Source organism: Candidatus Arsenophonus phytopathogenicus, assembly GCF_056113345.1.
The window spans coordinates 1,014,295-1,040,330 of sequence record NZ_JBUIOB010000017.1 but is presented as its reverse complement, the minus strand read 5'-3'; the positions used below and the strand labels follow the sequence as shown (position 1 = coordinate 1,040,330).

Annotated in this window: 25 protein-coding genes and 6 pseudogenes; 9 read left to right on the top strand and 22 right to left on the bottom strand. The window is 37.9% G+C overall.

Features of this window, described 5'->3' with window-relative positions; translation table 11 throughout:
- Positions 1-54 precede the first annotated feature (54 nt).
- A complete protein-coding gene (gene rlmE, locus AC01GB_RS08795; RefSeq protein ID WP_474451518.1) occupies positions 55-684 on the bottom strand; it encodes a 23S rRNA (uridine(2552)-2'-O)-methyltransferase RlmE in 630 nt (209 codons plus the stop codon).
- A 134-nt stretch (positions 685-818) separates the two neighbouring features.
- Between rlmE and yhbY the strand changes: the two genes are divergently transcribed.
- Complete coding sequence (gene yhbY / locus AC01GB_RS08790) at positions 819-1,112, top strand: ribosome assembly RNA-binding protein YhbY (protein WP_474451516.1); 294 nt, start codon at positions 819-821, stop codon at positions 1,110-1,112.
- A gap of 113 nt (positions 1,113-1,225) precedes the next feature.
- On the opposite strand, the gene greA is transcribed toward yhbY, so the two are convergent.
- Positions 1,226-1,702 carry a transcription elongation factor GreA gene (gene greA, locus AC01GB_RS08785; RefSeq protein ID WP_474451515.1) on the bottom strand — a complete coding sequence of 159 codons (477 nt, stop codon included), beginning with the start codon at positions 1,700-1,702 and terminating at the stop codon, positions 1,226-1,228.
- Positions 1,703-1,986: 284 nt separating this feature from the next.
- Here greA and dacB point away from each other — a divergent pair.
- Positions 1,987-3,395: pseudogene (gene dacB / locus AC01GB_RS08780) on the top strand (serine-type D-Ala-D-Ala carboxypeptidase).
- Between the two features lie 52 nt (positions 3,396-3,447).
- Here dacB and cgtA read toward each other — a convergent pair.
- The 3 genes from cgtA to rplU all read right to left on the bottom strand — a co-directional run bounded on the left by cgtA (position 3,448) and on the right by rplU (position 5,338).
- Positions 3,448-4,617, bottom strand: coding sequence for an Obg family GTPase CgtA (gene cgtA, locus AC01GB_RS08775; protein WP_474451513.1), 1,170 nt, complete (start codon positions 4,615-4,617; stop codon positions 3,448-3,450).
- Between the two features lie 135 nt (positions 4,618-4,752).
- Positions 4,753-5,010, bottom strand: coding sequence for a 50S ribosomal protein L27 (gene rpmA, locus AC01GB_RS08770; RefSeq protein WP_026821837.1), 258 nt, complete (start codon positions 5,008-5,010; stop codon positions 4,753-4,755).
- Between the two features lie 19 nt (positions 5,011-5,029).
- Positions 5,030-5,338 carry a 50S ribosomal protein L21 gene (gene rplU, locus AC01GB_RS08765; RefSeq protein WP_474451511.1) on the bottom strand — a complete coding sequence of 103 codons (309 nt, stop codon included), beginning with the start codon at positions 5,336-5,338 and terminating at the stop codon, positions 5,030-5,032.
- Positions 5,339-5,615: 277 nt separating this feature from the next.
- Between rplU and ispB the strand changes: the two genes are divergently transcribed.
- Entirely contained in the window at positions 5,616-6,587 is a 972-nt protein-coding gene (ispB, locus tag AC01GB_RS08760; RefSeq protein WP_474451510.1) for an octaprenyl diphosphate synthase, read from the top strand.
- 20 nt (positions 6,588-6,607) lie between these two features.
- Here the strand turns inward: ispB and AC01GB_RS08755 are convergent.
- Positions 6,608-7,000: pseudogene (locus AC01GB_RS08755) on the bottom strand (DNA-binding protein).
- Positions 7,001-7,565: 565 nt separating this feature from the next.
- Between AC01GB_RS08755 and AC01GB_RS08750 the strand changes: the two are divergent.
- A pseudogene (locus AC01GB_RS08750) lies at positions 7,566-7,792 on the top strand (helix-turn-helix domain-containing protein).
- A gap of 97 nt (positions 7,793-7,889) precedes the next feature.
- Here the strand turns inward: AC01GB_RS08750 and mdh are convergent.
- The gene (mdh, locus tag AC01GB_RS08745) at positions 7,890-8,828 is read right to left on the bottom strand and encodes a malate dehydrogenase (RefSeq protein ID WP_474451509.1); all 939 of its coding nucleotides are present in this window, start codon (positions 8,826-8,828) and stop codon (positions 7,890-7,892) included.
- A gap of 415 nt (positions 8,829-9,243) precedes the next feature.
- Here mdh and argR point away from each other — a divergent pair, with 415 nt between their 5' ends.
- From argR to ppa, 3 genes are all read left to right on the top strand, one after another.
- Positions 9,244-9,714: a transcriptional regulator ArgR gene (gene argR, locus AC01GB_RS08740; RefSeq protein ID WP_310509998.1), complete on the top strand. Its 471-nt coding sequence runs from the start codon at positions 9,244-9,246 to the stop codon at positions 9,712-9,714.
- A 168-nt stretch (positions 9,715-9,882) separates the two neighbouring features.
- The gene (gene fbp, locus AC01GB_RS08735; RefSeq protein ID WP_474451508.1) at positions 9,883-10,890 is read left to right on the top strand and encodes a class 1 fructose-bisphosphatase; all 1,008 of its coding nucleotides are present in this window, start codon (positions 9,883-9,885) and stop codon (positions 10,888-10,890) included.
- Positions 10,891-11,029: 139 nt separating this feature from the next.
- Complete coding sequence (gene ppa / locus AC01GB_RS08730) at positions 11,030-11,560, top strand: inorganic diphosphatase (RefSeq protein ID WP_310509999.1); 531 nt, start codon at positions 11,030-11,032, stop codon at positions 11,558-11,560.
- Positions 11,561-11,623: 63 nt separating this feature from the next.
- On the opposite strand, the gene AC01GB_RS08725 is transcribed toward ppa, so the two are convergent.
- The 9 genes and pseudogenes from AC01GB_RS08725 to AC01GB_RS08685 form a co-directional block, all read right to left on the bottom strand.
- A complete protein-coding gene (locus tag AC01GB_RS08725; protein ID WP_474451507.1) occupies positions 11,624-11,974 on the bottom strand; it encodes a gamma-glutamylcyclotransferase family protein in 351 nt (116 codons plus the stop codon).
- A 2-nt stretch (positions 11,975-11,976) separates the two neighbouring features.
- Positions 11,977-15,750: an autotransporter assembly complex protein TamB gene (tamB, locus tag AC01GB_RS08720; RefSeq protein WP_474451506.1), complete on the bottom strand. Its 3,774-nt coding sequence runs from the start codon at positions 15,748-15,750 to the stop codon at positions 11,977-11,979.
- A pseudogene (tamA, locus tag AC01GB_RS08715) lies at positions 15,747-17,488 on the bottom strand (autotransporter assembly complex protein TamA). Before tamA ends, tamB begins: the two are co-directional and overlap by 4 nt.
- Positions 17,489-17,914: 426 nt before the next feature.
- Positions 17,915-18,556, bottom strand: a pseudogene (locus AC01GB_RS08710) (nitrilase-related carbon-nitrogen hydrolase); the annotation flags it as partial.
- A gap of 46 nt (positions 18,557-18,602) precedes the next feature.
- On the bottom strand, positions 18,603-18,911 hold the full coding sequence (locus tag AC01GB_RS08705; RefSeq protein ID WP_474451504.1) for a nitrilase-related carbon-nitrogen hydrolase: 309 nt from the start codon (positions 18,909-18,911) through the stop codon (positions 18,603-18,605).
- A gap of 155 nt (positions 18,912-19,066) precedes the next feature.
- Positions 19,067-19,711: a M13-type metalloendopeptidase gene (locus tag AC01GB_RS08700; RefSeq protein WP_474451503.1), complete on the bottom strand. Its 645-nt coding sequence runs from the start codon at positions 19,709-19,711 to the stop codon at positions 19,067-19,069.
- 69 nt (positions 19,712-19,780) lie between these two features.
- Positions 19,781-20,443 carry a M13 family metallopeptidase gene (locus tag AC01GB_RS08695; RefSeq protein WP_474452360.1) on the bottom strand — a complete coding sequence of 221 codons (663 nt, stop codon included), beginning with the start codon at positions 20,441-20,443 and terminating at the stop codon, positions 19,781-19,783.
- Between the two features lie 4 nt (positions 20,444-20,447).
- On the bottom strand, positions 20,448-21,107 hold the full coding sequence (locus AC01GB_RS08690) for a M13 family metallopeptidase (RefSeq protein ID WP_474451502.1): 660 nt from the start codon (positions 21,105-21,107) through the stop codon (positions 20,448-20,450).
- Positions 21,108-21,483: 376 nt separating this feature from the next.
- Complete coding sequence (locus AC01GB_RS08685) at positions 21,484-21,690, bottom strand: DUF1107 domain-containing protein (protein WP_026821849.1); 207 nt, start codon at positions 21,688-21,690, stop codon at positions 21,484-21,486.
- Positions 21,691-22,088: 398 nt separating this feature from the next.
- On the opposite strand from AC01GB_RS08685, the pseudogene AC01GB_RS08680 reads away from it, so the two are divergent.
- Positions 22,089-22,564 (top strand): annotated as a pseudogene (locus tag AC01GB_RS08680) (YtfJ family protein).
- A 12-nt stretch (positions 22,565-22,576) separates the two neighbouring features.
- Here the strand turns inward: AC01GB_RS08680 and cysQ are convergent.
- The 6 genes from cysQ to rpsF form a co-directional block, all read right to left on the bottom strand.
- Positions 22,577-23,317, bottom strand: coding sequence for a 3'(2'),5'-bisphosphate nucleotidase CysQ (gene cysQ / locus AC01GB_RS08675; protein WP_474451500.1), 741 nt, complete (start codon positions 23,315-23,317; stop codon positions 22,577-22,579).
- A gap of 82 nt (positions 23,318-23,399) precedes the next feature.
- Positions 23,400-24,020: a BamJ family beta-barrel-assembly machinery protein gene (gene bamJ, locus AC01GB_RS08670; RefSeq protein WP_474451498.1), complete on the bottom strand. Its 621-nt coding sequence runs from the start codon at positions 24,018-24,020 to the stop codon at positions 23,400-23,402.
- Positions 24,021-24,428: 408 nt separating this feature from the next.
- On the bottom strand, positions 24,429-24,878 hold the full coding sequence (gene rplI / locus AC01GB_RS08665) for a 50S ribosomal protein L9 (RefSeq protein WP_474451497.1): 450 nt from the start codon (positions 24,876-24,878) through the stop codon (positions 24,429-24,431).
- A 38-nt stretch (positions 24,879-24,916) separates the two neighbouring features.
- Positions 24,917-25,144, bottom strand: coding sequence for a 30S ribosomal protein S18 (rpsR, locus tag AC01GB_RS08660; RefSeq protein ID WP_474451494.1), 228 nt, complete (start codon positions 25,142-25,144; stop codon positions 24,917-24,919).
- A 4-nt stretch (positions 25,145-25,148) separates the two neighbouring features.
- Positions 25,149-25,466, bottom strand: a complete 318-nt coding sequence (priB, locus tag AC01GB_RS08655; RefSeq protein ID WP_474452359.1) for a primosomal replication protein N — start codon at positions 25,464-25,466, stop codon at positions 25,149-25,151.
- An 8-nt stretch (positions 25,467-25,474) separates the two neighbouring features.
- On the bottom strand, positions 25,475-25,858 hold the full coding sequence (gene rpsF / locus AC01GB_RS08650) for a 30S ribosomal protein S6 (RefSeq protein WP_474451493.1): 384 nt from the start codon (positions 25,856-25,858) through the stop codon (positions 25,475-25,477).
- Here rpsF and AC01GB_RS08645 point away from each other — a divergent pair.
- Positions 25,850-25,999, top strand: a complete 150-nt coding sequence (locus AC01GB_RS08645; RefSeq protein ID WP_474451492.1) for a hypothetical protein — start codon at positions 25,850-25,852, stop codon at positions 25,997-25,999. The two genes, rpsF and AC01GB_RS08645, sit on opposite strands and share 9 nt — an antisense overlap.
- Positions 26,000-26,036: the final 37 nt, after the last annotated feature.

Genomic DNA, 26,036 nt, shown 5'->3' with positions numbered 1-26,036 from the left:
TCAAGGGATGAACCTCTTCATTACAACTATGTTAAATAAATAACGTACAGGGTACTATATTTTGCGTCCTGTCGCTACAATGTACACTTCACGTGAACGTGACCGTGAAGCATCTGGTTTACGAATTTTAACTTTCAAAAATAGAGAGCGAATTTCCCTCAGATATTCATCAAAGCCTTCTCCCTGAAATACTTTAACAATAAAACTTCCCCCAGTAGCCAGTACATCGCGACACATATCCAACGCTAGCTCAACCAGATACATGGATCGAGGAATATCGACCGCAGGTGTCCCACTCATATTGGGAGCCATATCAGACATAACAACCTGGACTTTTTTATCACCAACTCGTTCAAGTAATGCCTTCAATATCTGCTCATCCCGAAAATCTCCTTGTAAGAAATCAACACCTACGATGGGATCCATTAGTAATAAATCACATGCAATAACCCGCCCCGTCTGGCCAACTTTGCTTACTGCATATTGAGACCAACCACCAGGCGCTGCCCCTAAATCAACAACGGTCATACCAGGTTTAAATATTTTATCACTCTGCTGGATCGCATCCAATTTAAACCATGCACGCGAGCGAAACCCTTTTTTTTGTGCTTGAAGAACGTATTTATCACTAAAATATTCCTGCAACCAACGACTAGAGCTTGCTGAACGCTTTTTATTAGCCATTGTTTTTCCAACTATACTTATAAAATAACACTGATCTCTGCCATTTTCGATATACCAAAATTATAGAATTTATGGTGATAACTAAAAGATGGCGGTAGAATGTACCGTTTTCAATCCCACTAAAGCAAAAAACAATGACTCTTAATAAAAAGCAAATACAATATCTAAAAAGCCTTGCTCATCATCTAAACCCTATTCTAATGATAGGTAACAATGGTTTAACTGAAGGTGTTTTAGCTGAAATCGAACAATCTTTGTCATATCATGAACTTATTAAAATCAAGATAGCGAGCGAAGATCGCGAAAGCAAAAATTTGATAGCTAACGCTATTGTTCGAGAAACCGATGCTATCAATGTGCAAATTATTGGTAAAATTTTGATACTCTATCGCCCTTCTGAAGCACGCAAGATCATTTTACCTAAATAAGTTTTCTACATTTATACAAAAATGCCATCCCACTTCAGGGTAAAAAAGGCCGCTTTGGCCTCTTTTACTTTTGAATTAACTCAAGAACATAACACTTTAAGATAAAATGAAAATCAAATATATTCCACTCGTAAAATTTCATATTCAACTTCACCGCCAGGGGTGTTGATAACTGCCACATCATCCATAGTCTTACCGATCAGGCCTCGAGCGATTGGTGAATTAACAGAAATGAGATTTTCTTTGATGTCGGCTTCATCATCACCCACAATACGATAAATCTGATCTTCATTTGTCGTTACATTAAATACGGTAACTGTCGCGCCGAATATTACACGACCCTCATTTTTCATTTTTGTTACATCAATAACTTGCGCATGAGACAATTTAGCCTCAATTTCTTGGATACGCCCTTCGCAAAACCCTTGCTGCTCAAGCGCTGCATGATATTCTGCATTTTCTTTCAAATCACCATGTTCACGTGCTTCTGCAATAGCAGCAATAATTTCAGGACGGCGAATATTCTTTAAAAATTCTAACTCTTTACGCAGCTTGTCTGCGCCACGTACTGTCATTGGAATCTGTTTCATTAATAAATGCCTCTGATTCTTTCCTAAATAAAAATTAAATATCTTCCTGATTTTTCTGTCATTAAAGCAAATTAGCACTTCTGACAAAACAACATTCTGGGCAAACAAAAAAGGGGGCAAACCTTGTTAACTATTAATTTATAACTTTATTATTCTATCATTTAATTAACCATTCTAACGCACACTTAATGCTAGGTCACCGTTTACTTTTTTCTGCATTACACTTTAGTATGCCTATTATGTCTACTTTTATATACAGCACTTATGGCTTTTTTTAAAAAAAAATTGGAAGATCATATTGGTTATTTAAGCTACTTTTCATATTCAATCAGGCGCTATCAGCGCCAATTGAAAACTATATTAATTATCTGCCTGCAGGTACAAATCTCTCTTTTATCGCGCAAAAAGTGGGGAGTGATACCCCATTGTTCGATTACCATAGCCAACAAATGGCACTACCTGCAAGTACTCAAAAAATTATTACCGCACTAGCTGCATTACTTCAATTAGGTCGCGATTATCAATTTGTAACCCATTTCGAAACTGAAGGAAAAATTATCGATCATCGTTTAAAAGGTGATTTGGTTGTACGCTTCACTGGCGATCCAACCTTAACGCGCCAACAAATTCGCAACATGGTAGCTAAATTAAAGCAACTTGGTATTGAACAAACTGAAGGCGATTTAATCATCGATATATCAGCCTTCGCTGGCCAAGATAAGGCTCCAGGGTGGATATGAAACAATATTTTAGTGCTCCACCAAGCGCCGCTATTATCGATAAAAACTGTTTTTCAGCCACTTTACATAGTGGTCAGAAACCTGGCGATATCGCACATGTCCATACCGCCTCTTTTTATCCTATTAATATGTTCAGTCAAGTTATTACGCTAGCAAAAGGTTCAACTGATGCACGTTATTGCGCATTAGACGTTATACCAGGAGAACTAAACCGTTATATATTAACGGGTTGCTTAACTCAACGCGCTGAACCGCTACCATTAGCATTTGCCGTTCAAAACGGCGCAAGCTATGCAGGAGCTATTATAAAAACTAACCTGATAGATGCCAAAATCACTCTTACCGGGCACATTAAACAACGCCACTTTCCTACCATAGCAGGAAATATCCTGGCCACAACAAAATCTAAATCGCTACATTATTTGCTGACAATAATGTTAAAAAAATCTGATAATATGATAGCTGATGCGATCTTTAGAACCATAGGCCGTGAATACCGGGTACTTGGTCTTCTGGCTCCGATGCTATCCGCCAGATTTTAAAACAGAAAGCCAATATTAACTTAGCCAATACGATTATGGTAGATGGTTCAGGACTATCTCGTCACAATTTAATTACACCAACGACTATGATGTCTATTTTGCAATATATTGCTAAACATGATAGTCAACTGAACTTTATTGCTATGTTACTATTAGCTGGATGATGGCACTTTACGTTATCGTGGTGGCTTAGACAATGCAGGCGTTAATGGTAAGGTCTCAGCTAAAACCGGTGCTTTGCAGGGAGTATATAACCTTGTCGGCTTCATTACCGCGCGAAGTGGTCAGCGTATCGCTTTCGTACAGTTTATTTCAGCTTATAGCTTGCCACCAGCGCAATATAATAGTCGCCGTATTCCGCTCGTCCGTTTTGAAAGCCATCTCTATAAAGATCTTTATCGTAATTACTAATAGAAAAAAAGGGTATCTACTCGATACCCGCTAAAAAAATAATTCGCATTAATTAACGCTTATACTTATAAATGAAGTCGATTCCCTGTTCATCGTCTTCATTCCAATCGTCGTCATCCAGATCCGTTTCATTATCAAGTAGTTGTTCTTTGTGATAATCATCCCACATAAATTCAGCTTTATCGGCTCCTGCGCTATCAACCGATATATTTTGGGGATGAGCTTGGATAAACGTCATAATATCCCAACAAAGTGTTTTAACACCTAGCTGATTTACCGCAGAAATCTGATAATACTTGTCTTGCCATCCTAATGCTTCAATAATGGCTTTTATACGGTCATTAGCCTCTTCGGGGGTCAAAAGATCAACTTTGTTAAAAACTAACCACCGCGGTTTTTGTGCTAATTTCTCACTATATTTTTCCAGTTCCGCATCAATTATTTTGGCATTTTGAGCCGGATCAGAACCATCAATAGGGCAAACATCAATAAGATGCAGAAGTATCGTGCAACGTTCCAAATGCTTTAAGAAACGAATGCCAAGACCTGTTCCTTCTGCCGCTCCCTCAATTAAACCAGGGATATCAGCAATAACAAAGCTTTGCTCACTATCCATGCGTACTACGCCCAAACTCGGCACCAAAGTAGTAAATGGATAATCGGCAACTTTGGGTTTTGCCGCCGAGACTGAGCGAATGAAAGTCGATTTACCGGCATTCGGCATACCTAGCATGCCTACATCAGCCAATAACATCAATTCAAGTAGCAATTTTCTTGTTTCACCTTTCGTTCCCATCGTTTTTTGACGGGGAGCGCGGTTGACTGATGATTTAAATCGGGTATTACCTAAACCATGAAATCCACCTTTCGCAACCATTAAACGTTGCCCGTGACGCGTTATATCACCAACGATTTCTCTGGTTAAAAAATCACGTATTCGCGTGCCAACCGGGACTTTAATGGTCTTATCTTGACCACGTTTGCCAGTACAATCACGACTTTGACCATTCTGTCCCCGCTCAGCCTGGAAGATTGTTTCAAATCGATAATAGATCAACGTATTAAGATTTTCATCAGCCAACAGATAAACATCTCCACCATCTCCACCATCTCCACCATCAGGCCCGCCCTTAGGGATATATTTTTCACGGCGGAAGCTAACGCAGCCATTGCCGCCATCGCCAGCTGTAACTAATATTTTGGCTTCATCAACAAATTTCATTATCTTTTCTCCGCATACTAGACATTATACGCTAGATGGTAGTTTTTACCCAGAGATGGTATCACATAAGGTAATATAAAAAGCCCAGCAAAATTGCAGGGCTTTTTTTAAACGCTATTTAAAGATCAAAAAAACTTATTCAGCTTCGATACTGACATATTTACGATTTTTTGGTCCTTTAATTTCAAATTTAACTTTTCCGTCAGCCAATGCAAATAGGGTATGATCGCGACCACAACCAACATTACTACCGGCATGGAATTTAGTACCACGCTGACGAACAATAATGCTACCTGCCAACACAGATTCACCACCAAAACGTTTTACACCTAGGCGTTTTGCTTCGGAATCGCGACCGTTACGCGTTGAGCCGCCAGCCTTTTTATGTGCCATTAATCTGCTCTCCTAATTCTTAAGCAATACCAGTGATCTTAACATCAGTAAACCACTGACGGTGGCCCTGTTGTTTACGGCTATGTTTACGGCGACGAAATTTAACAATTTTAATTTTCTCACCGCGGCCATGCGCAATAACCTCAGCTTTAACTTTGATGCCTTCAACGACAGGAGCACCGATTTTAATATCATCACCGTCAGCGATCATCAATACTTGATCGAACTCAACACTTTCACCTGTCGCAATGTGTAGCTTTTCCAGGCGAACTGTTTGGCCTTCGCTGACTCGGTGTTGTTTACCACCACTTTGGAAAACCGCGTACATATAAACTCCGCTTAACACACTCCCTTAGCATATTTGATTTCAGAGTGCATTTTATAAATATTCACAATAGGGCGCGAATTCTACGCAAAAAAGCATCAGAAGACAAGCCTAGAATTCAATCTAATAATAAAAAATCTACTTTTCTGAAGTGTATTTATTCCGTAGCCGTTCATTTGTAATTAATTTTACAGTACAATTAGCGGCAGAATAACAGCACGAAATCACTTGACTAAATATTATGTTTAGGTAAAACCAAATTGATAAAAGAATTTATAAAATGAATTTAGAATCAATTATAAATCTAACCGCAAAAGACATGGAAGCGGTTAATAAAGCAATCTTGAATCAATTAAATTCAGATGTCCATCTCATTAATCAGCTGGGTCACTATATTATTAGCGGTGGTGGAAAAAAAATTAGGCCCATGATTGCTATCCTGGTTGGAAGGGCTCTAGGATACCAAGGAGAAAAACACATTAATGTAGCGGCATTGGTAGAATTTATTCATACCGCAACACTACTACATGATGATGTTGTTGATGAGTCCACCTTGCGGCGCGGTAAAAAAACAGCAAATGCTGTTTTTGGTAATGCTGCCAGTGTATTAGTAGGAGATTTCATTTATACCCGATCATTTCAAATGATGACAGAGCTTGATTCTATGCCTGTTTTAAAGCTGATGTCTGATGCAACAAATATCATCGCAGAAGGTGAGGTTTCACAATTAATCAATTGTAATAATCCAGACATCACCGAAAGTACCTATATGCAAATAATATATAGTAAAACTGCACGCCTATTTGAAGCAGCGACACACGCATCAGCGATCGTATCAGGTGCCAATGAAATCCTACAGCAAGCCTTACGAGATTATGGCCGTTATCTTGGTACTGCCTTCCAACTGATTGATGATCTTCTGGATTATGACGCGGATAGTACCACTATTGGCAAAAATATTGGCGATGATTTGGATGAAGGAAAACTAACACTACCTCTACTTCATGCAATGAAAAAAGGCACCGCAGAAGAATCTGCACTTATTCGTAACTCAATAGAAAAAGGTAATGGGCGCCATTTACTCAGTATCATATTAATTACCATGAAACACTGTGGCTCTCTTGAATATACCCGCAACCGAGCTAGAGAGGAAGCTGATAAAGCAATTAAAGCTCTCGATATCTTACCTGATACATCTTATAAAGATGCTCTAATCAGCTTGGCTTGCATTTCCGTTCAACGCCCCTCGTAATAAAAACTTCTCTGGAACACTCATCCTGTTCCTGAGTTCTCTTCTTCCACCAATATCGCTTCACAACAATTGATATAACCAATTAACTTTTCCAATCCTTCACGTAAAATAAATTTAATAATCTTTTCACGCTCTTTTTTTGTTAATTGTTTATAAGCTTCGACCCAAATTAAAAAAGCATCTTGCCGTTTCCCTTTGCCGCGATAATCAATAGAGTTATCATTTAGCGATAATACATTAAATACATCTTCAGGTAGACTACTAACATGATATTCAACAGCTTTGCCTTGAACCCCACGTTTTCGACGTTTCTCCCATCCTTCCCTGCGAGCCATTAGGTTGATACCTTATGGTGATGAAGGCGAACCAACCAATCCAGCGAGCTCTTTCGCGGTATACCATTCTTTTTTCATAATTTTCTCACATCACTTTTGGTATTAATACATAACCTAATTCTGCAAATCTAATTGTTAAAAATGGTGGCCTTTTAGATTATTTTTTTCTTTTAAAATCCTCCCAATTTTCTAACCATAGAAAAAGCATTGAATAAAATTGTAGGGTTATTTTTTTTTATCTCTTGCAAATATTGTTCTCCTTTCCACTATCATTATTAACTAATTTTTTTCTATTAATATCGGACAAATTATTTTATAACTATTAATTCTAAGGAATTAATATAAATTAAAGATTTTTACTTTTGTCATTCTATTATACTGAATTAAGATAACTAGAATTAATTATTTATACTCCTAATAAATTGAAGAGAGTCTCACTATATTTCTTAAAATATCTGTAAAATTTCTCTATTTTTTGTAATCAAGTTCAAAAAAGAGATTTTTAAGAAAAAAATAAGAAACTATTAAAGAAAAAAATGTTATTTTATCTCTAATAACAAATTCTAGTTCGAAATACATGTCAGAACTATCTGTTATTTATACCACTAATACAGCAATATATTTAATAGAAAAAGGATTAAAAATGATTTCACAGAAATCTGATTGGCATCCTGCGGATATTATTGCAGCGCTAATAAAACGCGGGACAACATTAGCAGCTATATCAAGACAAGCAGGTTTAAGCCTTTAACACTAGCCAATGCATTATCTCGGCCCTGGCCAAAAAGAGAATGGATAATTGCAAACTTTTATCCTTCTGAAATATGGCCAAGCCGTTATTACAATTTCAATACAGGAGAATTATTATAACGAAATATTCGTCGGCCTACTAATAAAAATAACGAATAAATTATAAAAAAACCGCAGACTCATATCTGCGGTTTATTATTTAATGAAGTTAATAATATTATTTATTAATAAAATCTTCGCCTAATTTAATATCTTTATTGAGTGTCTCTAACATATTTTCCAATTTATTTTTTTCAAATTTATTCATAATATTAATAGGTAATCTTTCTTCAATCCCATTTTTACCTAAACGTATTGGCTGAGCAAAAAAACGAGCATATTCACCATCACTTTCCACATATGCACACTCGATTATATTTTCTTTACCATTTAAAACGTCAATTAATGATAAACCAAAACGTGCAGCGGCTTGGCCCATAGAAAGTGTCGCTGATCCACCACCAGCTTTTGCTTCAACAACTTCAGTGCCGGCATTTTGAATACGCTTAGTTAGCTCCTCAGCTTCCTGCTCGGTAAAGCTAACATTGTCAATTTGAGAGAGTAACGGTAGGATCGTTACGCCAGAATGACCACCAATAACCTTCACTTCGATTTCTTGAGGTTTTTTACCTTTTAATTCAGCAACAAAAGTATTAGAACGAATAATATCTAAGGTTGTTACCCCAAATAATCGATTTCTATCATATACGCCGGCCTTTTTTAATACTTCTGCTGCTATCGGCACATTAGTATTAACCGGATTAGTAATAATACCAATTAACGCCTTAGGACAGCTCTGAGCAACTTTTTCAATCAGATTACGAACGATACCGGCATTGATATTAAACAAATCTGAACGATCCATACCTGGTTTCCTGGAAACACCTGCCGAAATTAATACTACATCAGCACTGTCAAGTGCGGGTGTCGGATCTTCACCAGCAAAACCAATTACCTTTACATCTGTTGGAATATGGCTTAAATCTTTAGCAACACCAGGGGTCACAGGAGCAATATCATAAAGAGAAAGCTCTGAGCCTGATGGAAACTGGTTTTTAAGAAGAAGTGCAAGTGCTTGGCCGATGCCACCTGCTGCTCCAAGAATAGCTAATTTCATGCTGATACTCCTTTATATGATGACACTTCAAAATGGCTTAAAAACTTTCAACCTATTACATACGTTATTCATAACACAGTCTATTAATTACGATTAATTCTTGTTAATAAATCTTGTAAATTTTTTTTTCATTTTAAATAAAATTCTTATCGACTAATGCGATAAGGGGCACTTTTTTAATATTGCTTAGGTAGCAGTATAATTTAGAGGCACGACTGCCATTTTTTACAAACAACATTATTTTTTTAACAATAATTTATCGCTAATTTCCACAAAGTAGGCAAATAACTGACTAATAATTTTTATTATTGCTATTTTTATTATTTTCATAGCACCAGGCTAGAACTGCTTGTTGCATAAAAATTCACCTTTATACATAATACCGCTCTACTTAGCGTCTTGAAAAAGGTGATTTATGTATGTTTCTTCTAAACAAGAAGATCTCGTGAAAGCTTTTAAAGCTTTGCTCAAGGAAGAAAAATTTAGCTCCCAAAGTGAGATCGTTATAGCACTTCAAGAGCAAGGCTTTGAAAATATAAACCAGTCAAAAATTTCTAGAATGCTGACAAAGTTTGGTGCGGTGCGTAACCGTAATGCTAAAATGGAAATGGTTTATTGCCTACCTGCTGAACTGGTTGTTCCCACAACAACTAGCCCGCTAAAAAATTTGGTATTAGATGTTAGCTACAATCAATCAATTGTGGTTATTCGTACTAGTCCTGGCGCTGCACAGCTCATTGCTCGTTTATTAGATTCGTTAGGAACTTCAGAAGGAATTTTAGGTAGTATCGCCGGCGATGATACCATTTTTTCTACCCCAACTTTGGGATTTTCCACCGAACAACTTTATGAAGCCATCTTGAATTTGTTTGAACAAGAGTTATAAAAGCCAAAGTTATCACGCTGATCAGCGCGATAATATGAAATGAATCGTTCTCTTGATCAGTAAAAATAATCCAACTATTAATCTTGGCCTAATTTGGCTAAACTGCACGCACACAAAGAACCCGATTCCTTACAAAATCTCTATAAAATTAGACTCTGGACCTTGGTCATGAAAACATTAGACGAATTTATCGTTGAAAAACAACATGATTTTCCTCATGCTACGGGTGAACTTACCGCATTATTATCAGCAATTAAATTAGGTGCAAAAATCATTCACCGCGATATTAATAAAGCCGGTTTGGTGGATATTTTAGGCGCAAGTGGTGCCTCTAATGTTCAAGGCGAAGTTCAAATGAAACTTGACCTATACGCTAATGAAAAATTAAAAGCCGCTTTGAAAGCACGAGGAGAGGTTGCTGGCATTGCCTCCGAAGAAGAAGACGAAATCGTAATTTTTGCTGGTGATCGGGCAGAAAATGCCAAATATGTTGTGCTAATGGATCCATTAGATGGTTCATCAAATATCGATGTAAATGTTTCCGTTGGAACTATTTTCTCTATTTACCGCCGTATTACACCAATTGGCCAATCGGTTATTAAAGCAGATTTTTTACAACCGGGCCATCAACAAGTCGCTGCCGGTTACGTTGTCTATGGTTCTTCAACCATGCTGGTTTACACAACCGGTTATGGTGTGCATGCCTTTACCTATGATCCTTCTCTGGGCGTCTTCTGTCTATCTCACGAAAAAGTGATGTTTCCACCACAAGGCAATATGTATTCAATCAATGAAGGAAATTATAGTAAATTTCCATTAGGGGTAAAAAAATATATAAAATATTGCCAGGAACAAGATCCCGCAACGCTACGCCCTTATACCACCCGCTATATTGGCTCTTTGGTGGCAGATTTTCACCGAAATTTACTAAAAGGTGGGATTTATATTTACCCAAGTACAGCAAGTCACCCTAAAGGTAAATTACGCTTGCTATATGAATGCAATCCGATCGCCTTTTTAGCCGAACAGGCAGGAGGTAAAGCAAGTGATGGTACTAATCGAATTTTAGATATCGTCCCAGAACAACTACATCAACGTGTACCTTTCTTTGTTGGAACAAAATCTATGGTAGAAAAAGCCGAAAGCTTTATGCTTGAATTTTCAGTTAATGAATAACATCCTATCATACGCAATAAAGGCAAACGATCCGGCCTTTATTGTTAAGCTTATTTTTATAGTGATAGTGAGTTTTTGTTTCGTTTACGGCTATAATAACCGCTACTCAATTTTTAGCTTTAAATAAAGGACATTTTTTATGAGCCTAAATAATGTACCGGCAGGGAAAGAGCTGCCTGAAAATATCTATGTTATTATAGAAATTCCCGCGAATGCGGATCCGATAAAATATGAAGTAGATAAAAAATCTGGCGCCATCTTTGTCGATCGTTTTATGTCTACCGCTATGTTTTATCCCTGTAATTATGGTTATATCAATCATACTCTCTCCCTGGATGGCGATCCCGTTGATGTTTTAGTTCCAACACCTTATCCGCTACAACCAGGAGCAGTAATTCGTTGTCGCCCAATCGGGGTATTAAAAATGACCGATGAATCGGGTGAAGATGCAAAATTGGTTGCGGTGCCTCATTCTAAATTAACTAAAGAATATGATCATATTAAAGATATTAACGATTTACCTGAATTATTACGAGCTCAAATTAAACATTTCTTTGAACACTATAAAGATTTAGAACAAGGCAAATGGGTAAAAGTGGATGGCTGGGAAAATGTTGATGCGGCAAAAGCTGAAATTCTTTCTTCTTTTGAACGCGCAGCTAAAAAATAACCATTATAGAGTTTTAATTAGATCCCCTTTATCAGCGATAAATGGGATCTGGTTTAGAAAAATTTATTTGCTTTTTCCATCACGCTTTAGCCAATCACCACTTTCAATTCGGCGTAAACCATCTACCGAAAGTTTATAAAGATAAATCCATGCATTACCATAAGGTGTAGGTATCAATTCTCTTACATAATCCTGAGAGTTCCTTTTTAATTCATCAAGTTCAGTCAAAATGGATGGTGTAATACGATAAACTTCACACTCTATCGTCCCTTCACCACGTATTACTGCAGGGTAATAACCTAAGTCATAAATCTCATAACCTTCCAACCTATACTCTCCTAACAGCTGAGCATAAGTCATCCAATGATGATTTCCCTGATTACGCCTTAAACTACCATAAACAATTATACGCATAATTAAAACTCAAACTGATAAAGCAGATCTAGTGCCTGGTCCACGCCAGACACAGCTTCTAGATACAATTTTGGCATCAAACGATAGCCTAGTGTTAATGTAGCAAGAGAATTAAATATCCCTACGCCATATTTAACTTGCAAATCATTAGTTATCTTACCACTCACGACAACTTGAGATTGGTCACCAACGCCCTGAGTATCTAATGCTAAGTCGGAAACACCAAATGTTTCACCAATACTTCCCAATAATTTTCCGCTCTTGGAAACTCCCAGACTAATCAGCAAAGCAGCCATATGAGTACTATCTGCGCCACTACTATTTAACCCTTCACCTCTCAGTAAGTAAGACAGAGCTTCCTCCTGCGATTTAACTGGCTCGGAGAAAATCGTTGCTTTTGGCTTATCAGCCAAGCCTGTAACTCTTACCCCCGCAATCACATTATCATTGGTACTATCTGGATTGCGGATCGCTTCTACATTTAAGAATGGCTGATCAACGGGGCCGGAAAATAAAATTTGTCCTTTTCGCACAATTAGATCTTGCCCATATGCATGAAATCGACCTTCAGGAATATCAATCTGGCCATTTAAACCCAGCCCTTGCTTATCTTGGATAACTTTCAATATTCCTGCTAATCGCGCTTTTAAGCCAAATGCATCCAAACGAACATCATTTCCAATTTTAATCTGTAGATTAGTTAATATCGGAATTGATATACCTTTTTTCTCAATTGGATGTAAATTTGCATCTAACATCACCTCATCTGATGAAACGCCAACTGCTGATTCTGGTAATTCTTGTACCGTAATACGCGCCCAAGGAATATTTACATTGCCATTGAGACTTAATAAATTAGGCGTAGCTTCAAAAACAATATCCGGCTCCACGTCAATACGAACCATTGGCGGTAATGTTATCCGCAATTTGTTACCTGTGGCAGAAATTCTCGCTTGCCAGGCTTTAATATTACGCCAATCCGCTTCTCCAACTAATTTCAAATAACCTTCAGGTGTATTAATACGTCCTGTCAATTGAGAGCGAGTTCCCATAAAATCCAGTTTGAAGAACCCCTGATTGATATCAAATGGAAACCAGTGTCCTTTTGCTGCTACATTAGAAAGCGCCAAATTACCATTTAATAACGGCTGCTTCATATTGCCAGATAACCTTAAATCGGCATTCAAATTGCCATCTAACCTTTCACCATTACTTAAAATCGTACGAATTAAGGCTAATGAAATATCGTTAATATTAATACTACCCGATAATCTACGACTTTGTTCCAGATCGTCAATCCGTATATTGCCTGAAAATTTGCCATTATTGGTAATTTGTATTAGCCACTGTAATACTGCCTTACCATTACTCATATCTGCATTCAAGCTTAGCGTTTGAAATTCAACGGGTAACAATGATCCTTCAATCAGTTGTTTGATTTTGACACCATTACCAAACAAATTTACTTTCACCTGCGGTGAATGCCCATCGGCATACCAACTCACTTTCGCATCACCATCAAAACTGCCAGTTAGCTGAGTTTCCGCTGGCAAAAAGGGTTTGAGTTGTGCCAAATCAAACTGCTGTAGCAGAATATCTGCATTACCGGATTTACCAATTTTAGCCATTTTAAACAAACAAAAGCGCCCTTTAGTATTTAACCAACAATGAGGCGAAACTGTGACTTCCTGTTGCTGATTGGCATACTCAATCGACACCGCCCGACTTAACTGCCATTCACCGATCCGGGTGTTAAATAACGTATTATCTAACACACCTTGCCAGAACGCTTTCTGTCGATCAAAACTGCCTTTCAGGGTTAAGTGACCTGAAATGGGTTTTCCATCGATATTGATGTTAACACTATGCTGCTGTTCATTACCTTTAGCATCCAAGGTGAAATTATGAACAACTAAATCTGCCTGTTTCAACTGCTGAACAGCAGCGGTTAGTTGGCCATGGATCTGTTTATCAGAACGGATATCACCTTGAATAGTTGCTTTATCGATAGCTAAGCTATCTTGCCATTTAACGCTATGAGCTGCGATATCAACCAGTAATTGAGGTGACTTTAAATCACCTCGTAATTTTAATTGTCCTTTTATTACTCCGGCTAAACCAGGTAATACACCATCGAGAGCTGGCGCATCAATTATCCCATCTAGTTGCCAGCTGTCACTCAGATGTCCATTAATACCTAATTTGTTGCGTCCGAGTAAGATATTGAAAACGGGAATGTTCCATTGACCTGCGGCATTGCCACTTATCTGTCCGCGTGTGCGTAATAAATGACCTTTTACATTACCATCAAGGGTAATTTCAGGAATTTTTAATTGCCAGCTACCACCATGTAAACTGCCAGTCGTGACGATTTTACCCTGCAATTTAGCTGGCCATTGTGGCCACTGTTTTACAGTATTAATATCGGATAAAGTTAATAACCCATTCCAACTTATCGCTGTACTCCAATCGATAATACCGGTTAATTCTGTTTTTCCCTGCAACGCATTCAATCGCAAACGCGTTAACCGAAACTGTTGTTCATTCCCTTTAGCATCAAGCGTTAACAACGTCGGTGGCAAATCTCGTCCATTAATATCAGTTCGGAATGAGAGATCATAACCTGTCACCATACCATTTAAACGTAAACGTAGATCTTTTAAACGATATTCTGGTTCACCTTGTAGTGGCCAATTAAGCTGCTGACTCTCTAAGGTTAATTGAATTGGCAATCCTGCCTGTGACAAGGCCGCTTCAGCGACCAAATTAGCCTTGATGGGGCCCGTTAAACTTAACATTAATTTAAGTTGTTGTAATAAAGCCCCCTCCAGTTTTAAATCAACTTGTTGCCCTTTAAGATCGTTAAGATAGTATTCCGCTTGAACAGCAATATTAACCGGCCACTGCTGAGCCAAATTAGCATCACCGGTAATAGTGATCTTGCCTTCAGGAATCACAACAACAAATTGTTTGATAGCTATCTGCTGATTTTGTACGCTCGCCATTAATGTCAAATGATCAATTGCCACCTTAGTATCACCACTTAAATGCCAGCTTACACCTCGGATCTGCTCGATATTAATATCGATAGGTAAAACGACTTCAGGTAAGTTAGCTAATAAAGGCTCAGCAAATAATGCTTTTAATGTTTCCGCGGGTGATTTATCGGCTACCTCATCGCTGGTTTTTATTACTGCTTTTGCTGTCGCTTTATTTTCTTCCACTAAAGTTTTTGGCAAATTAACCACTAATCCATTAATTGTCGTTGGTTTAATTGTTAACAGATTAGCTTGCCAATCAGCCGCCATGGTTAATTCAGCCAGCGAAATCTGGCTGTTATCGAGCTGAATATTGATATTTTTTAGTGTTAACTGATTTAACAAAATAGGATAGGGCGTTGACAATTTAGTCAATGGAGTTGAGTTGGCTGGCTCTTCGGTAGATGCAAAGGCTTTGCTATCAATCTTAACATCGACGCCGTCAGTTGAAATATTATTAACACACAATTGAAAACGTTTTAAACAGTTAACTTCGAGTGAAAGATTAAACTTATCAACATCAATATTAATACCCTTGGTTCGATAACGAACTCCCTGCAAATTTAAATCACTCCAACCACCGGAAATGGTCGCAATTTCTAATCCTGGCAACCAACGCACTGCTGTATTAAGGGCAAAATGTAAGCCTGATTGGGGGGTAACTATCCAACCAATCATCGTTAATAATATTAGTAACAAAAACAATAAGACCAGGCTAATGCGTTTTACCCATTTCATAGCTCAGCACCTAACCCAATATAAAATTGTACTTTGCTATAATCAGGATCACCGACCGGCGCAGCAATATCCAGTTTAATAGGCCCAACCGGTGAAACCCAGCGAATACCAACGCCAGCGCCAACTTTAAAATCATCTTTACTAAAATCATTTACCGCCTCACCACCATCAACAAATATTCCGCCCCACCAGTTACCTGTCACATTATATTGATATTCCAGTGAGCCAACGGCTAATTTTGAAGCACCGGTTAATTTTCCTTGGCTATTGGTGGGTGAAATTTTTTGATAACCATAACCTCTAATACTGCGATCACCACCAGCAAAAAAACGCAGATCAGGTGGGACTTTGTCAAATCGATTAGTTTCTATCCAACCAAGATGGCCTCTTACCACAAAACGATGCCCTTTCCAGGGTGTTCTTATCCAAACATTTTGTGCTTGTAATACCACAAAATCGATATCTGAACCCGAAGTAGTATTAGAAATATCAATAGTATATCGCTGGCTATCCCCCCAATAGGGCATAGCACCACCTCGCTGTCGCATCCGGCTAAGGCTGGCTCCAGGATACAGAAGCATAGTAGTATTGGTTATATTTGCCTGAGTAAAATGGCTAAGACTCCAGCGCAAATTAACGCCATATTGCCAACCTTTATAATAATCCCAATTCCTTAATAAATTCAGCGTTGTGGTATCAGACTGAGTATCATTTAAATCAGTACGTTTAAAGCCCGCCTGAACGGCATAATATTGTTCTAATGGACTCTTTTTAGCGGAGTTTTATAGCTGGCATCAATAATTTGTTCAGGTTGCGAAAGACTAAGGCTGGAAGTAAAACTCTGTCCTCTAGAATTAATCCAGGGTTTATTCCAAGTAGCTTTGACTCGGGGACCTACATCGGTCGAATAACCACCACCTAATTCAACATGATTACACGCACGTGGCGTTAATACTGCGTCCATTGGCAGAATATGCGTGCCTTTTTCACGAGCTTTAGTAATATCAGGGGTAACAATTGCGGAATTGAACCAACCGGTATTGACTAACCGTTGATTAAATTCAGCCAATTGCTCAGAGGCATAATAGTCTCCCTGTTTAAAGGGAACAATATTATTTAGATAATCTTCGCGAATTTGGGAGCCTTCATATTTGATAGCACCGAAGCGATAACGCTCGCCACTATTGAAATCAAATATCCAGTAAGAAGCCTTGTGGGCCAATGAGACCCCTAACTGACTTTTATCCATTTCTGCATCAAAATAACCTTTACGCACCGCTAGCCGACTAAATCCCTGTTTCAAATCTTCATAATCGCCATGATTAAGAATAATTCCTTTTGGTGGCGTATTGCGAGATATCATTTCCGCATAATCTTTATCATATTTAACCTCCCCATTTAACGTTATACTAACATTTTCAACACGAATAGGTTTTCCAGGATCAACTTTAGCTGTCAAAACGGGTCGAGAAGGAGGCTTAAATTCCTGATAAGAAAATTCAATGGTGGGTTCATAATAACCTAATGGCCTTAACCCTAAACGAATTGCTTTATCAACTCTCACCTGGAAACGGCCATCTGGGGCAATTTCATCCTGAGTGATATTTGAGACCTGAATACGAACGTTTTTTTCAAGTTCTCCTGTCAATCCTTCAACTTTTAAACGAAGATTGGCACCATTGGCAACTGACACTACCATCGACATACAAAGAAAACAAAGCAAAGAATATCTTGGCACGCCAACTCCTAATGGAAAATAGACCTTATAACGATAAAAAACTCACTCATTTTGGTTAAATTAAACAAGATATACAAGACATTAATAATAAATAATGCAATCTTTCTCTGTCCATTTAAGCCCCAATACTGGCTATTGAATAGCACGCTAAAATATTTTTAACTGATAAGACTATCGGTCTGTTTATTTTTATACCGTCAAGCCAAAATTTATGCACGAAATACCTTATTAAAAAATAGCAACTTTCTTGCAAAAAAACGAAATGCAAAAATTTTCTTAACCATAAAAAAGTTTAGAAAGGCATATAAATAGAAAGATAGACTGAAAAAATAATTACCGCCTAACCATAAATTTTAGTCACTATCTCACTGTTAAAACAGATAAATACAGTCAAATGGATATATTAGAATTTATCACTATATTTGTTCAATTAATAGTCAGAATATTCCAATTCGCCTGAACTTCTTCACTCCCTGACAATACAATCTGTTTTGTATCTATTAGTTCAATAAAAGAAGCGGTTTTAATCGATAACGGACGATTAGCCGCAGGATTAAATAATAAGCAAGTTACGTCTGGACGTGAATAATGCCCGACCGGATCGGCGATCGCTTTGGCGAAGGTAATTGAAGCAGGGTCAAGCATAGCTAACAGTAATCCTTCCTCATTTTCTGCCAAGGGGGTTGTTAGCTCACTGCCATCTGGACCAAATATACGTGCATAGCCACCACCTGCTTTTAACAAGTTCCGTTTAGTTTCATTACATAACTGTTCAATTATCTGCTTTGACACAATGGCACACAGTGCAATAACAAAACATTGTCCTTCTACTGCATAGGATCGTGAAAGCGCGATATTGACTTCGGGGCTCAAAGCAGCTATTATATCGCGATAAAGGCTAAAACTAGGCCAAGACGCAATATGAATTTGCTCATGCTGAGCATACATAACATAACCCGTTAATGGTTGCATGTGTTCCCAGCAACACAATGCACCAATCACACCTAATTCAGTGGTAAACGTTTTTAGCGATGAACCATCACTTTCACCAAATAGAGTGCGCTCAACATGAGTCGGTTTAAGTTTTCACCGTACACCGACCGTTTCCCCCGCATTACTGATGAGCCATATAAAGCGTACCATGATCTCTTTCACTCAAGCCCAATAGCAACCAAATATTATTCTCTTTAGCAACCGAAGCGATACGCTTTGCCTGTTCACTGCCTAATACTAAAGAATTTTGATAATATTGATAAACCAATGGAGTTAATGCGGCAGGTGATTCCAACCAAAGAAACCAAGGATAACCAGGTAGCCAATTTTCCGGAAAAACGATCAATTCCGCCCCTCTACTGGCCGCTTCTTTTATTAAATCGATAGTTTTATCAATAAATCCATAAATACAGGAGCTACCTGTACACAAGCAACGGTGATTGATTTATCCATTATTAATTCACCTCATTGTTGAATATCACATATCGTTTATGTTTGCGATTATACAAATGAAGTGTTTCTAACGTTATTACCCGAAAAAAGCAAGTTTATCAGGCTCTACGCTATAGAGCCTGATATTGAAGTCTACCAGATATGGATTCGATCTTTAGGTGCCAGATAAAGCTTATGCTCTTTTTCTACATTAAATGCTGCATACCAATCATCCATATTGTGTACCACACCGTTGGCGCGATAGGGGTTCGGGCTATGGGGATCAGCCATAATCTTATTACGCTCTGACTCTTTATTAGCTAACTCGCGCCAAGTTCTCGCCCAGGCTATAAAGAAGCGTTGTAATCCCGTCATTCCATCGATAATCGGCGGTTCACCATTCGGATAATGTTCTTTAGAAAATTGCTTATAAGCATTGAGAGCAATATTTAATCCACCGAGATCACCAATATTTTCACCTAGGGTAAGTTTACCGTTAACAGCTAAACCATCAATTTTAAACCCGTTATACTGCTTAATAAGTTTGGCGGTTTTTTCTTTAAAATGCTGCTGTGAAACCGTTGACCACCAGTTTCTTAATTGCCCTGTTCCGTCATAAAGACGGCCTTGATAGTCAAAACCATGTCCCATCTCATGCCCGATCACCGCACCAATGGCACCATAGTTATAAGCAGGATCAGCATTTTGAACAAAAAATGGCGCTTGCAAAATAGCCGCCGGGAAAACAATTTCATTCTGAACTGGATTATAGTAAGCGTTAATTGTTTGTGGCGTCATCCCCTATTCCCACTTTCTGACTTTTTCACCGACTCGGCTCATATTATCTTGATAGAGCCAGTTTTGTACTTACAGATAATTGTCAAATAATGTATCTGGTTGCAAATGCAGCGTACTAAAATCATGCCATTTTTCAGGGTAACCAATTTTAACCGTAAATTGGTTAAGCTTTTTGAGTGCTTCTTGGCAAGTCCGTTTATCCATCCAGTCATTATTTTGCAAACGCGTTTTAAGCGTTCCTTTAACATAACTCACCAGATTTTGGATCTTATTTTTATCATCAGGATCAAAATATGTTGCAACATAAAACTGCCCCAACGGCTCCCCTTGTAGTTTATTCACGACTGCTAATGCCCGTTCTTTACGTGAACGCTGCTGTTTAATACCATTTAATCGAGTTGAATAAAAATTAAATCGAGCATCAGAAAACGCTTGATTCAAGTAATTAGCTTTACTACTCAGATAATGAAAAACTAAGTAGTCTTGTAGGGTAGATAGCGGGGTATTAGCCAATATTTTTGCCAGCTGTTCAACTGCACTGTCATTTTCTGCAATAACTTTCGCCAACTGTTCATCTGAAAGTTTCCATTGTTGAATAAACCCCTGCCATTGATAATCTGGCGCAAACTTTTTCAATTGGCTAAGCGTCATCGGATGATAATTTTTCAACGTGTCACCTTCAGCTTCTGGTGTCCAATGAACTTTTGCTAACGATTTTTCTAACGCAAAAATCTGCTTAGCCTTTAACTGTGCTTTTTTTTTCGGCTTCTCCCACTAAATGTAAAATAGTGGCAATATAAACGACGTAATCGTGACGGATAGTCTCCATCTGTTTAGTGTTATCCAGATAGTAATTTCTATTTGGTAGGCCTAAACCACCTTGTCCCAGATAAAGAACATAGGTATCAGGTACTTTTGCATCCAATCCAACCCAATAGGAAATAAATGGCATATAACCTAGTTTTGCCATCAAATTAGTAATATCAGCGTGAGTTTTTGCCTGCTTGATAGCATTCAGGGCATTTTGTACCGGCGTTAAACCTGTTTTTTCAACTGCCGTTTCATTTAAATAACTGCGATAAAGATTACGAATATTGCGTTGATTATGATTAAGCTTATTTTCCGGTTGAACTGCAAGTTTATTTATCAGTGCTTGCAGCGGTTTTTCTGTTTTGAGATATAACTCAACAAAGGAATTAATATGTGACATTCCAGCTGGGATTTTTGTATGAGCTATCCAATCTTGATTAACATATTGATAAAAATCATTACCCGGAGAAATGGAATCAGACAGTATGATTTTTTGTTCACCGTAAGTAACGTCTTTGGCAACAGCAAAGGAGGAGACTGTCAGAGCAGACAGACTAATAAGTAGTGCTAAAACAGTTTTTTGCATAGGAGAAAACCTTTCTCTTCTTTGAGATTGATATGTTCCATCAACAAGTGTTGATAAGCTGATAAAGTATATATACTACTTCAATTTTTTAACAAAAATGCACACATAAATTTAATTTTGTTTAAAGTTATAATCTTTATATTAATCAAAACATCGCTGTTGACAGATCCAAGACAAAATTATTAAACATCAGCCACAAAATGAAATGTGGTTGGTAAGCATTAAATTTAACATGAAGCGAGTAAAGCGAAGTATAGTAAAACACTTTTTGCTAATCCGATCTGTCGTAAAACTTATGGATTAAAATTGTTAGGTCATGATTAGTTTATATTTTATTTGCGCCACTGAGGATGTGGCGCAGAACTTATCAGATGAATTAACCTATTTCTGTCTGGAGGATAAGGACTTCTTTATTGATTTCATTCATTATGTTGAAATGCCGCTTATCTTTAATTCTAGGGGGTAATATCTTTCCTTTGTCAAATTCAAATACTCCCATATCTTTGATATACAATCGACCACGAAATAATATCTTAACGTAACGCGCAATCTTCAGTGGGTTATAACGGTGAAAAATCTTCATTCAACTTTTTCCTCCACTTTGTTGATCTTGAAGTCACAAAAATGTAATTCATGACACATTTTATAATCATAGACTCTGGTTACAAGCTTTAGTTCTCCTTTTCCAATAAGATTTAACGATTTTACATAACATGATAACGGGTTAAATAGTTTTGAATAATCATTACAATATTTTTCATTTGAAGCCTTAACAACTTTTGCTGTATGTGCTAAAGCAGCTCTCTATAACAAAGACATTATATTTAAGATTGACTATGCTAATAAACGAGGATAATCATCAATAACCAGTTTAGAAAAGATTAACGAGGAGTACTATGTTAAAAAAGATCATACCAATAGTAATTTTATTTAACTCACCCTTTTTCTGCATTAACTGCCACCTTACAAATTAATAAGCCGGTGCCTGCCGTAACTGTCATCGATCGAGGTGAACTTTTGTTAAACGAAAAGTGTAAACTTATTTATCAAGATTGGCGCAGCAAGGAACTTGTTGGCAAAACAAGAACGATCCTGCATATTGCCGGGCGCCTTTCCGCTAAAGAGCTGAATGAGCCATTAATAGAGGCAATTAAACAAAAGAAATTTGATCAGAAAAAATATCAGACAACAACAATAATAAATACTGATGATACAATTCTTGGAACCGGTTTTTTGTCCGCAGTAGTATTGAAGACAGTAAGCGAGAATTCCCGTTTTCTCAAATTATTGTGGATAATGATGGTGTAGTTAAAAAAACCTGGCAGCTAAAACCCAAGAGTTCTACCATCATCGTATTAAATAAAAAGGATGACGTATTATTTGCTAAAGATGGTGCTCTAACATCTGAAGAGGCAAATAACGTTATTAAATTGATTGAAACACAATTAAAAAAATAATTAATTAAACCATCAGAATATTGACACTCTAAATCCCGGGTTAATAAATGATTCTCTGGGGGAATAGTCTAATGTTCTACCATACCAATCCGTCACTTTAGCACCTGCCGCTTGGACGATCGCATGTCCTGCAGCAGTATCCCAAATATGAGTGGGACCAAATCGCGGATAAAGCTGTGCTTTGCCTTCAGCAATAAGGCAAAATTTTAGTGAAGAACCCATCACCATAACTTCATACTGCCCCATTTGTGCTAAATAATCAGTCAATTCTTTATCCTGATAAGAACGTCTAATAACAATTAGCGGGGGATGCCCATTAGCAACATGAAGTGATTGTTTTACTCCATCTACTATTTTCCATGCCGCCCCTTGCTCACTAGCATAAAGCACATTTTTTGCTGGCGCATAAATAATCCCCATAACAGGAGAACCCGACTGAATCAAAGCAATATTAACGGTAAATTCACCATTTCTATGAATAAACTCTTTAGTTCCATCGAGCGGATCCACTAACCAATAGCTTTCCCAATGACAGTGCTCTTGCCAAGGCAGTGCATCTTCTTCAGAGAGTAGCGGAATATGTGGCGTTATACTTGTCAATCCAGTTTTAATAATTTGGTGAGCAATAAGATCGGCTTCAGTCACCGGTGAACTATCTTTTTTGTGCTTAACAGCAAGTTGTTGTGCACTTTCATAGATAGTCATAATTGCGCTACCTGCTTCTTTCGCCAAATCACATATTTGCTCAAACATAATATATCTCGAAAACGGCATAGATTATTTATCGAATTATCTTATTAATACACCAACTAACTCTATGAAAAATAAAACTTAATTATATAATTTCTAGTAATTCAACTTCGAATATTAACGTGCTAAAAGGTGGAATAGCGGCGCCAGCACCACGTTCACCATAGGCTAAATTATGCGGAATATAAAGTTCCCACTTTGATCCTGTAGGCATCAATGTTAACGCCTCAATCCAGCCAGCAATAACACCATTAACAGGAAATTCTGCTGGTTGCCCTCGATCTTTTGAACTATCAAAAATCGTACCATCGATTAATCGACCAGTATAATGAACACGAACCCGATCTGCTTTAGCCGGGACCGGGCCTTCACCTTGTTTTAATATACTAAATTGTAATCCTGATTCCGTAGTATTGACTTCCTCACGTTGCTGATTGTTGTCCAAAAAATTTTGTCCTTTCACCGCCGCAGCTTGCTGAAATTCACGCCGCTGAGCATCCACGCGTTCATGGATCTCTCGTAATGCTCTATGCAAAGCTTCAACAGGAACCACCGGCGTTTTACTATGTAATGCATCACATAAACCCGCAAGTAAAGCTTCTGGCTGAATGCCTTCCAAGCCTGATTCTAAAAGCTGTTGACCAACTTGAAGACCAATGCCATAACTTGCCTGAGTTTCAATTGAATCAAATGCCTGATCTGTCATAACAGCTCCTATTTATTAAATTATAAATAATAATAAAGAATAACAGTCTCAAATAAATGGGTAAATAACCATATAAAATAAATCTAATTAAAAATAATATTCTAATTTTATATCAATTCATTAATTTTATAATACTAAAAACCTAAAGGTGGGATTTCAGTTTGAAAAATAAATTTTATTCCTAAATATAATATCTATTAATGATAATATATGAACAGTGACAATTTCATGAATTAAAATTATCGACTACCAGCCAAAAATTCCTCTAACACTCGGCAGAGATAAAAAAGTAAAACAATTGATTTTGTACGATTGATTAATAGCAACAATGATTTAGCTGATAGAAATCGGAACAAAAACACCAGCTGATGCTGGTGTTTTTGTTTGTGCATAATAATCAGAAAGCAATTATTCAGCAATAATATTCACATTCAGTTTTGCAAATACATCACTATGCACTTGGAAATGAACTTCATGTTCACCAACAGTACGCAATACACCATTTGGTAAGCAAACTTCGCTTTTCATAACTTCAACACCCGCAGCAGTGACTGCCTGAGCAATATCACGAGTCCCGATCGAACCAAACAGTTTACCTTCATCACCGGCTTTAGAGGCGATGGTTACTGTTGCTAATGAATTAATTTTTTCAGCGCGCCCTTCCGCAACAGCCAGAACATCGGCTAATTTAGCTTCTAATTCGACACGGCGTGCTTCAAAAAATTCAACATTCTTTTTAGTTGCAGGAACAGCTTTTCCCAGCGGAACTAAATAGTTACGAGCATAACCCGCTTTAACATCAACTTTGTCACCCTGGCTACCCAGGTTTGCTACTTTATCCAGTAGAATAATTTGCATTACCTTATCCTCTTTAAGTCGTTAATGGACCGTACCAATTACTGATGACGATCAGTATATGGCAACAGAGACAGGTAACGCGCGCGCTTGATAGCACGAGCGAGCTCACGCTGGTATTTTGCACGAGTACCAGTGATACGACTTGGTACAATTTTACCACTTTCAGTGATATAGTTTTTTAGCGTTGCGATATCTTTATAATCAATCTCTTGAACGCCTTCCGCTGTGAAACGGCAGAACTTACGACGACGGAAATAACGTGCCATTTGGCTAGTCTCCAGAATCTATCCATTCAATCTGCTCGGCGTGAAGCACCAAGTTATTCAAGCCATTAGCGCCCTGATGGCTACTAATAAAACCGATAACTGTGATCCAACTACCGACCATAATACTGTGAGTAAACTGTTGTAATTTTTGTCCGCTGGCGATGATAGTTATTCTACACCATACTTTCCGATCAAAACCGGCTTCCTGCTGCTGTGAAAGATGTTCGAGCACAAACTGGCAGTGAGGAACCCCAGCTGGACTGACTTTTCTTATCGGCGCATTACAGATTTTGCCTGACAGCACCAATCGATTAGTATTCACAACCAAATTTACTCTTCAGCAACCTCAATTCCTTCCAGGTCTTCATCAACCAAATCACGACTGCGACGATCGTCTTTGGCTTTAACCATTGGAGAAGCTTCAGTAACCGCATGCTTAACACGCATAATCATGTTGCGGACAACGGCATCATTGAAGCGGAAGTTTGTTTCTAACTCATCAATCACTTCTTGCGGCGTTTCAACGTTCATCAGAACATAGTGTGCTTTGTGCAATTTATTGATTGGATAAGCCAATTGACGGCGACCCCAGTCTTCCAAGCGATGGATTTGACCTTGCGCTTCGGTGATAGAACTACTATAACGCTCAATCATACCTGCAACTTGCTCGCTTTGGTCCGGATGAACCATAAAAACGATTTCGTAATGACGCATGAGTTTTGCTCCTTACGGATTAATCAGCCTCCTGTCAGGGTCAGCCGCATCCCATGGAGGCAAGGAACTTATTTAAGTGCGGCTGAAAAATCGACACGTAACTATACCTATCCTTTAGTTAAAACTCAAGCAATAGGTTAAATCATCACTTATCGCCATTGAATTGGGTTAAGTAATC